At 45.1% G+C, this 1,848-nt stretch carries 2 protein-coding genes; both read left to right on the top strand.

What is annotated here, in order from left to right:
* Positions 1-85: 85 nt before the first annotated feature.
* Entirely contained in the window at positions 86-580 is a 495-nt protein-coding gene (locus ACTNDS_RS16595; protein ID WP_441036856.1) for a transposase, read from the top strand.
* Positions 577-1,665, top strand: coding sequence for an IS3 family transposase (locus ACTNDS_RS16590; RefSeq protein ID WP_441036855.1), 1,089 nt, complete (start codon positions 577-579; stop codon positions 1,663-1,665). The genes ACTNDS_RS16595 and ACTNDS_RS16590 overlap by 4 nt, the downstream gene beginning before the upstream one ends.
* The last annotated feature ends 183 nt before the right edge of the window (positions 1,666-1,848 follow it).

The following is a 1,848-nucleotide window of genomic DNA, read 5'->3' as shown; positions in this document are numbered from 1 at the left end:
CCCTGTGTGTTAGGATAGATGTCAGTGAAGCTTGAAAGTTTTTGTGGTAGTATATAGATAGCTATCACGGGAAGGAGCTTTCACTATGAACTACAGTCCAGAACTCAAGGAAGCTTTATTAAGGAGAATGCTTCCGCCTAACAACGAATCCATCAGTAAGATATCCAAAGAAGAAGGAATATCTGAACAGACTCTCCGTAACTGGCGTGATAAGGCCAGAGCCGACGGTATTGCAGCACCTGGAAAGGATGCTCTTCCGGATAACTGGAGCACACAGGATAAATTCCTTATCGTTGTTGAAACAGCAAGCATGAATGAAACTGAACTTGCTGAGTATGCCCGCAAAAAAGGGCTTTACGTTGAACAGATCAAAGCATGGCGCGATGCCTGTATGAATGCCAACGGTGGTGTTGCCAAAGAGGCAGCACGTTTGAACAAAGAGCTTAAAGAATCCGAAAAGGAACGTAAAAAGCTGGAAAAAGAACTGGCAAGAAAGGAAAAAGCTCTTGCCGAAACGGCAGCTCTTCTCGTACTGAGAAAAAAAGCCGATGCGATCTGGGGGGATCCCGAGGACGAATGATCAGTGCCTCAGATCGCGAAAAAGCTGTTTTACTGATCAAAGAGGCGGTTTCTTCCGGCGCGTCATTGTCAAAAGCCTGCGAAGAACTTGGTGTTAATGAAAGAACTTATTATCGCTGGATCCGCCTGAAAAAGGAAACAGGATCTTATGATGATCTGCGCCCAAAAGCAGAGCGAAAACCTCCGGCTAATAAGCTGACGTCCGAAGAAATAAGAACGATCATTGATACAGTGAACAAACCAGAATATGCAAGCATGCCACCCTGTGAATTAGTACCTGCCCTTGCAGATGAAGGTATCTATATCGGTTCGGAATCCACAATATATCGAATTCTGCATGAAGAAAAAATGCAGAATCACCGCGGAAGATCAGAAGCACCGACGAGACATCATCCAACAACTTATTCCGCAGATGCGCCAAATCAGGTTTGGATGTGGGACATTACATATTTAAATGGGCCGCACCGTGGCATGTACTACTATCTTTATCTCTTTTCCGATCTGTATGACCGATCCATCGTAGGATGGGAAGTCTACGAAACGGAAAGTGCAGATCACGCCAGTGAATTAGTCCGCAGGATCTGTCTGAAACAGAAACGCCTGACAACAGAACCACTGGTACTGCACTCTGATAATGGGTCGCCGATGAAAGGCGCTACTATGCTGGCGACACTATACCAGCTGGGGATCACTCCCTCAAACAGCCGTCCAAGAGTAAGCAATGACAATCCGTATGCCGAATCATTATTCAAGACATTAAAATACAGGCCTAATTACCAGCCTAAAGGCTTTGAATCCATCGAGGCAGCCAGAGAATGGGTACGCCTGTTTGTCAAATGGTATAACTATGAGCATCATCACAGCGGGATCAATTTTTTGACACCGAATCAGATGAGAAGCGAAAAAGGAGAGGAGATTCTTGAAAACCGCCATCAAGTATACGAGTCAGCAAAAGCAGCCCATCCTGAAAGATGGAATGGCCGCAAGACTCGTGACTGGAGCATGCCCGAAAAAGTTTACCTTAATCCAGAGGTAAAAGTAGAGATTACAAATGTGAGTAAGGAAGATGAAGCAAAGGCTTCGTAATTCCTCATCCATCGGGCTTGGCTACTATAAACTCTGGGTTGAGAGCAGCTGTCAATGATTGTGCAGCAACTCGTCTTGTCATTGACAGCTGCTCTCAGCCCGGAGTAAAGTCCGGCAGCCCAGATGTATATGTAACCAATAAAAAATCAAGATTTTACTGACAACTATCTTGACAATTACCGG

Source organism: Blautia sp. HCP3S3_C12 (genome assembly GCF_052064155.1).
Classification (GTDB): domain Bacteria; phylum Bacillota; class Clostridia; order Lachnospirales; family Lachnospiraceae; genus Blautia_A.
This window is presented reverse-complemented; position numbering and strand designations above follow the sequence as displayed.

Excerpts from the sequence above, each read along its gene's own strand:
- ACTNDS_RS16590 (WP_441036855.1), top strand. The coding sequence starts at position 577 with ATGATCAGTGCCTCAGATCGCGAAAAAGCTGTTTTACTGATCAAAGAG.
- ACTNDS_RS16595 (WP_441036856.1), top strand. The coding sequence starts at position 86 with ATGAACTACAGTCCAGAACTCAAGGAAGCTTTATTAAGGAGAATGCTT.